The sequence below is a fragment of the Corallococcus exercitus genome, from assembly GCF_003611585.1.
GTDB classification, from domain to species: domain Bacteria; phylum Myxococcota; class Myxococcia; order Myxococcales; family Myxococcaceae; genus Corallococcus; species Corallococcus exercitus.
The window spans coordinates 1-6,557 of sequence record NZ_RAVW01000497.1; the positions used below are offsets into that span (position 1 = coordinate 1).

The 6,557-nt window shown below is 70.4% G+C and carries 5 protein-coding genes and 1 pseudogene; 1 reads left to right on the forward strand and 5 read right to left on the reverse strand.

What is annotated here, in order from left to right; genetic code table 11:
* The first annotated feature begins 89 nt into the window (after positions 1-89).
* Positions 90-572 carry a hypothetical protein gene (locus D7W79_RS36865; protein WP_120529961.1) on the forward strand — a complete coding sequence of 161 codons (483 nt, stop codon included), beginning with the start codon at positions 90-92 and terminating at the stop codon, positions 570-572.
* Between the two features lie 62 nt (positions 573-634).
* On the opposite strand, the gene D7W79_RS36870 is transcribed toward D7W79_RS36865, so the two are convergent.
* From D7W79_RS36870 to D7W79_RS36890, 5 genes and pseudogenes are all read right to left on the reverse strand, one after another.
* Complete coding sequence (locus D7W79_RS36870) at positions 635-1,330, reverse strand: carbonic anhydrase (RefSeq protein WP_120529962.1); 696 nt, start codon at positions 1,328-1,330, stop codon at positions 635-637.
* A complete protein-coding gene (locus D7W79_RS36875; protein WP_120529963.1) occupies positions 1,327-2,901 on the reverse strand; it encodes a SulP family inorganic anion transporter in 1,575 nt (524 codons plus the stop codon). Before D7W79_RS36875 ends, D7W79_RS36870 begins: the two co-directional genes overlap by 4 nt.
* Positions 2,902-3,080: 179 nt before the next feature.
* The gene (locus tag D7W79_RS36880) at positions 3,081-4,433 is read right to left on the reverse strand and encodes a sigma-54-dependent transcriptional regulator (RefSeq protein ID WP_120529964.1); all 1,353 of its coding nucleotides are present in this window, start codon (positions 4,431-4,433) and stop codon (positions 3,081-3,083) included.
* Positions 4,430-6,097, reverse strand: a complete 1,668-nt coding sequence (locus tag D7W79_RS36885) for a sensor histidine kinase (protein WP_120529965.1) — start codon at positions 6,095-6,097, stop codon at positions 4,430-4,432. Before D7W79_RS36885 ends, D7W79_RS36880 begins: the two co-directional genes overlap by 4 nt.
* Positions 6,098-6,179: 82 nt before the next feature.
* Positions 6,180-6,557 (reverse strand): annotated as a pseudogene (locus D7W79_RS36890) (DUF7151 family protein); the annotation flags it as partial.

Consider the following 6,557-nt stretch of genomic DNA (forward strand, 5'->3'; position numbering starts at 1 on the left):
CCGAAACCCCAGCGCTCGTCCGCCAGCACGGCCTCCGTCCTGCGGATGGGTGCGGCGCAGGTCAGCCCCAGGAGGTATGAGGAGGCCCCATGAGCAATGAGAGCACGCCCGCCGAGCCCGAGGTCATGGAGCCCACGTTCTGGAGGAAGAACGGCTGGTCGGCCCGGGTCATCAAGAACGAGGAGGACGACGGCTGGGCCGTGGAGATCCGCAAGCAGGGCATCTCCGAGCCCGTCCTCATCAGCCCGTGGGTGATGGGCCGCGACAAGAAGAACCCCAAGCCCTTCGATGGTCCGGCGTTCGCGACCTTCGTGAAAACGGCCTCGGAGGTCCTGGACCGCTCCGCGCGACAGCGCGACCAGGCCATGACCAAGAAGCTCTCCATCGCCTGGGAGGGCCGCTGGTACGAGGTCCGGCTCGAGCTCGTGGCGGATGAGTACGACCCCCACGCGCTGCTCTCCGCCATCGACGACGCGGGGGCGACCGTCGCGAAGCATCGCGTGCCGGCGAACTTCAAGTTCACCCGGGACGTCGCCAACGGGTGGGTGCGCGGCGGCTTCAGCGAACCCTGAGTGAAGCAGAGCCCCGGCGATCCGCGCTGGACGCAGGATCGCCGAGGCCCGATGCCGCGTGACTACTGGACGGCGCGCAGCGCGGGCTGCTCGTCGGTCAGCTCCATCAGGAGCCGCTCACCCTCGGTCTCATCGATGGGGACGAAGCGGCCGAGGTCCGCCCGGTAGGCGTGGACCTGCGCCGCCCCGATGTCGAACCACCAGCCGTGCAGCCGCAGCGTCCCCGCCGCGAGCCGCTCGCGCACGATGGGGTAGGTCTTCAGGTGCTCCAGCTGCGCGAGGACGTTCAGCTGGGCGAGGCGATCCGCGTCAGGCAGCCCCGCGCCCACCTGGGTGTTCTCCTTCAGCGCCTTGAGCGAGGGCGCTCCGTGCGCGAGCCACTGCTCCAGGTTCGGTGCGCCGTCCACGGCGCCTCCGGCCAGGATGGCCTTCATCGCGCCGCAGCTCGAGTGCCCGCAGACCACGACGTCCTCGATGGGCAGGAAGCCCAGGGAGAACTCGATCGCCGCCGCCTCGCCGCGGTCTCCCGCGGACTGCCCGTCGAGCGACGCGGGCGGAACGAGGTTGCCCACGTTGCGCACGGTGAAGAGGTCACCGGGGTCCGTGGAGACGAGCAGGTTCGGCACCACGCGGCTGTCCGAGCAGCTGATGAAGAGGCAGTCCGGGGACTGCCCCTTCGCGAGCCTCGCGAAGGTCGCCCGGTACGAGGGCAGGGTGTGACGCCGGAAATCGAGCAGACCTCTGATGAGCTTCTTCACTGAGCACCTCCGGAAGCGAGAGTCGAAACGTGATGAACGGGGGTCGAAGGCGATAGCGCCGCGGCAGGCCCTGTAGCGGAGGCCGCACGCGCGCTGCGCCGGCTCCAGACGTCCTCGAGCGGCTCCATGGCCACGGTGCCGCCCGTCTTGCGATACGTGTCCGCCCAGCTCTCCAGCGCCTCGAAGCCGGAGTGGTCGAGCGTGTTCACCGCCACGTCCACCTCCACCTTGGAGCCCGACGGAATCTTCGCGAGCGCCGTCGACAGCTTCGGCACCCCGACGAACGTCAGCGCTCCGCTGATGCAGACCTGGTGGACGCCATTGACGGCGTGGGTCTCCACGCGCACCTGGCCCAGCTGCCACAGCAGCCGGAGGATGGCCGCGCCAAGCCCCAGACCGATGCCCGCGAGCAGGTTGATGCCCACCACACCGGCCACGGTGATGAGATAGACGGGCAGCTCACCCCGGTGCCGCAGCTCCCGGATGTGGGCGAGGTTCACGAGCTTCAGGCCCACGTGCACGAGCAGGCCCGCGAGCACCGTCAGGGGCACGTAGGACGCGAGCCCGCCCAGCAGCGTCACGAAGGCGAGCATCCACACCGCGTGGAGCACCGCCGACCAGCGCGTCTTCGCGCCGGCATTGATGTTCGCCGCGCTGCGCACGATGACGCCGGTGATGGGCAGACCGCCGACCAGACCGGAGACGGTGTTCGCCACGCCCTGCGCGAGCAGCTCGCGATCCAGGTTCGCCCGCGGGCCCGTATGGAGCTTGTCGGTCGCCACCGCGCTCAGCAGCGACTCGGCGCTCGCCACGAGGGCGAGGGACAGCACGGCCACGATGAAGGCGCCCCACATGGACCCTTCCGGAAGGGACGGCAGCTGGATGGCCGACAGCGCATTCGCCGCCAGCTGCACCCGCGCCACGTCCGCGCTCAACACCGCCGCGACCACGGTCCCGCCCAGGACCGCCACCAGCGGCCCCGGGACCTTCTTCAGCCGCCCGTTCGGCAGGAACTGCCACGCGATGAGGATGCCCAGCGTGAGCAGCCCCAGCAGCGTGGCCGGGCCATGGAGGTCGAGGATCTGCCCGGGCAGCTCCCGCAGGTTGTTCCAGGCATTGCTCTGCGGAGAGCCGCCCAGGACGATGTGGACCTGCCCCAGCACGATGAGGATGCCGATGCCCGCGAGCATCCCGTGGATCACGGCCGGCGAGATGGCGAGCGCCGAGCGCGCGACCTTCAGCCCGCCAAGCGCCACCTGCACGAGTCCCGCCGCGGCCACCGCCGCGCACGTCACGGCGAAGCCCAGCTGCTGGATGAAGCCAAAGACCATCACCGCGAGGCCCGCCGCGGGGCCGCTCACGAGCAGCGGCACGCCGCCCAGCAGGCCCACCACGATGCCGCCCACGACGCCCGCGATGAGGCCCGCCATGATGGGCGCTCCAGAGGCGAGCGCGATGCCCATACAGAGGGGCAGCGCCACCAGGAACACCACCAGCGAAGCGGGCAAATCCGAGGCGAGAATCCCCTTCAACGAGGGCTTCGCCTCCTCTGCTCTTCCACCCGAAGTCATTGCTTGAGCTCTCCTGTCATCTGCCGAACCGCAAAAGGGCTCGAAGTGACAGGAGGCCTACGCAAGCGTCGTGCCGGACCGTTTCGGGCCCTTCCCGCCTGGGGCGTGGGCCGTCAGGACCGGGGGATGAAAGAAATTTGAAGCCCGCGCCTCAAGCGATGAAAGACTTTTTAAGTCCTTCACTCCGAGGGGGGGTTCTCCTCCAGGCGGCGGAGGAAGGTCGGATAGGACAGGCCCAGTGCGCGGGCCGCCTCCATGCGCCTGCCTCCAAGCTGCTCGAGCACGTGCCGGACATAGAGGCGCTCCACTTCATCGAGCGGCCTGGGTGGGCCTGACACGGAGAAGGCATTGGGGTCGCTCGGGGCCGGCGTGCCGCCCCCCTTGGTGAGCGATTGCAGCTCGAGCGTGGGCCCGCCCTCGAGCACGAGCGCTCGCTCGAGCACGTTGCGCAGCTCCCGGACATTGCCGGGGAAGGGATAGCTCAGCAGGCGCTCCTCCGCCGCGGGAGAGAAGGGAACCGGGCGCCGGCCGAGCTCCGAGCAGAGCTCCAGCACGAGCGTCCGTGCGAGTGGCAGCACATCCTCCCGACGCTCGCGCAAGGGAGGCACGTCCACCCGGAACACGCTGAGCCGGAAGAGGAGGTCCTCGCGGAAGCGCCCGGCAGCGACCTCCGCCTCCAGGTCCTTGTTGGTGGCCGCCACGATGCGCGCGGTGCTCGTGAGCTCCGTCGTGCCGCCGAGCCGTCGGAAGGCCCCCTTGTCGAGGAACGTGAGCAGCTTCGCCTGGAGCGCGAGCGGCAGCTCCCCCACCTCGTCGAGGAAGAGCAACCCATCGCTCGCGAGCTCCACGAGCCCGCGCCTCGCCGTCTTCGCGTCCGTGAAGGCGCCGCGTTCATGTCCGAAGAGTTCGCTCTCCATCATCGTGGCCGGAAGCGCGGCGCAGTTGATCTGCACGAACGCCCCCTGCTTCTGGCGCAAGGCGTGGAGATGGCGGGCGAGCACCGCCTTCCCGGTCCCGGTCTCCCCGAGCAGCAGGACGGGGCTTCGCGGAGTGGTGGCGATCCGCTCCAGCATCTCGAGGGTGCGCTGCATCGTCGGCGAGCGGGGCTCCGCCATCCGATGCTGTCCTTCGAGGACGCTCTCCGCCTGGCGCAGCCGTTCCTGGAGCTGGAGGTCGCTGGCCGCGCGGCGCGCGCGCATCACCAGGTCGTCAATCTCGACGGGCTTGCTCAGGTAGTCGCGAGCCCCCGCCCGGATGGCCTGGACAGCGCTCTCGATGTCGCCGTGCGCGGTCACCATCAGCACGACGGTCGCCGGAAGCTGGGCACGCAGTTCGGGCAGGAAGACGAGCCCATCTCCGTCCGGCAGCCTCCGGTCCAGCACGACGAGGTCCGGCGCCTCGGCGGCGAGCGCGGCGCGGGTCTCATGCAGCGAGCGCGCGACCCGGACGCGAAACCCCTCCTGGCTCAGCATGGAGGCCGCGAGCGAGGAGAAGGTCCTGTCGTCGTCGACGAGCAGCAGGGAGGTGCTCATGAGGCCATTCTCTCGAGCGGGAGGCGAACCGTGAAGCGGCTGCCTCCGGGCACGCGGGTGTAGGAGACGCTTCCTCCATCATGCGCACGGATGGCCGTGCGCACCATCGGAAGCCCGAGCCCGATGCCCTTTGACCGCCCCACGGCGAAGGGCTCCCAGAGCCGCGGCTCGAAGGCCGGGGGCACTCCGCCCGCGTTGTCCTCCACGACGAACACCACCTCCGCGCCTTCGCGAAGCAGCCGGACCTGGACGCGAGGCGTGGGCTGCTGGCCCGTGTCATGCGCCACGGCGCCGGCCTCGACGGCGTTGCGCATGAGGTTGTCGACGGCGGAGACCAGCAACGTCGGGTCCCCCTTCACGAAGAGCCCCTCCTGCAGCGTGGTCTCGAGGGTGACGTCCGCGGCTTCCGGCAGGAGCCTCACGGCCTGGAGCGCGTCCTGGACCAGCAGGTGCATCTCACAGCTGCGCCGCTGCGTGGACTGGGGGGAGGCAAAGCTCAGCAAGGAGCGGGCAAGGTGGCCCAGCCGGTCCGCCTGGGAACGCAGCGCCTGGACGGGCAAGGTCGTCTCCCCTCCCTTCGCGCGGATCATGCTGAGCGCGGCCTGCATGCTGTTGAGCGCGTTCTTCACCTCGTGGGCGATGAGCGAGGACGCCGTGCCGAGCGCGGCCATCGTCTCCTGGCGCCGCAGCTGTTCTTCGGCGGCCACCAGCGAACGGTAGGAGCGGCGAAGGAGCACCGTGAAGAGGAGCAGCACTCCGCCGAGCAGCGCGGTGTGGAAGCCGAGCTGGCCCAGGTAGCGGCTCTTGAGCACCGCGCGGTCCTGCGCCTCGTCCTCGAGCACGGCGAGCAGCATGCCGGTTCCGGGAACGAGCGCCGCCGCGCCGAGCAGCCGCGTGCTTCCGAGCGTGACGGCCCCGGGAGCGTCCACCAGCGGGCGGAGGCGTGTGGCGAGCTCCGGCTGACGCAGCAGCGGCGGAGGCGTCGCCGGCAGGAGGATGCGACCGCGCTCGCCGAGCAGGGCGACCATGGACTCGTGCGTCCCGCGAGGGGTCGGGAGCAGCTCGTTCGCCGTCGCGAGCTCGCCCACGAGGAGGCCCACGACGCGCTCGTCGCGCACGATGGGGACCGCGACCGCGACGAGCCCTCCTCCCTCCTCGTCCAGCAGTCCGACCGAAGCGACCCGCTCCTTCACCATCCGCCGGAACCACGGGCGCGAGGCGAGCGGTGTGCGCCCGAGCGGCATCTCCACCGGGTCGCTCCAGATGCGAGCGCCGTCCGCGGACACCAGCGCGACGCCCCCCGAGAAGAGAGACGTGTGGCCAAAGGCATTCTCGAGGAGCGCCACCTCGGGCGCCGCGGCGCCGTCCTCGGGCCGGAGCGACGGGTGCTCCGCCAGCCGTTGCAGCTCCGAGCGCAGCAGCCCGAGGTGCGCGCCCAGGGCCTGCGCCTGGAAGCCCGCGCGGTCCGACAGGTGGATGAGGAGCTCGCCCTGCGCCGCCTTCACGTCCTCCTGGTAGGCCAGGAAGGGGCTCACGAAGGCGGCGCCCCAGAGGAGCATCAGGCCGACCACGGCGGACCGGCCCGCTTTTCTCTGCGTGCGAAGCAGCTCGCCCGGTGGGGGCACCAGGGAGGTCAGGGACGGATGGGCCGGGGGCGACGACATGCGGCCATCATCAACACACTGTCGCTGACGCCTCCAGGGTCGAGTCGACAGCAGGGGCGCGTGTCAGGCCATGCCCCCGCGCTCAGTAGAAGAGCAACTCCGGCTGGTCTGCCTTGACGGTGATGATGTCTCCCGTGGTGCCCACCTGGGAGGCGTCACCGGCCGCCGTGGACTTCGTGCCGTCTCCGCCATTGCCCGCGCAAGCGCCACCGCCACCGCCGGTCTGGACCAGCGTCGTGGCCGTGCCAGAGACGGCCGACGCGCCCGCGGTGCCACCGTTCACCTGGACGTTGGCGGGGTTCACGATGACGGGCGCGTTCGCGCTGAGGAACTGGATGATGCCACCACCGCCACCACCGCCGCCGCCATACATCTGGCCCGCCACCGGACTGGCGCCATTCCAGCCAACGGCTCCATTGCCTCCATTGGCGAAGATCCTGCCGTTGGTATCCACCGTGAT

What these genes read in the sequence shown, in the direction of transcription:
- D7W79_RS36865 (WP_120529961.1), top strand. Translation starts at nt 90, where the DNA reads ATGAGCAATGAGAGCACGCCCGCCGAGCCCGAGGTCATGGAGCCCACG.
- D7W79_RS36875 (WP_120529963.1), bottom strand. Translation starts at nt 2,901, where the DNA reads ATGACTTCGGGTGGAAGAGCAGAGGAGGCGAAGCCCTCGTTGAAGGGG.
- D7W79_RS36880 (WP_120529964.1), bottom strand. Translation starts at nt 4,433, where the DNA reads ATGAGCACCTCCCTGCTGCTCGTCGACGACGACAGGACCTTCTCCTCG.
- D7W79_RS36885 (WP_120529965.1), bottom strand. Translation starts at nt 6,097, where the DNA reads ATGTCGTCGCCCCCGGCCCATCCGTCCCTGACCTCCCTGGTGCCCCCA.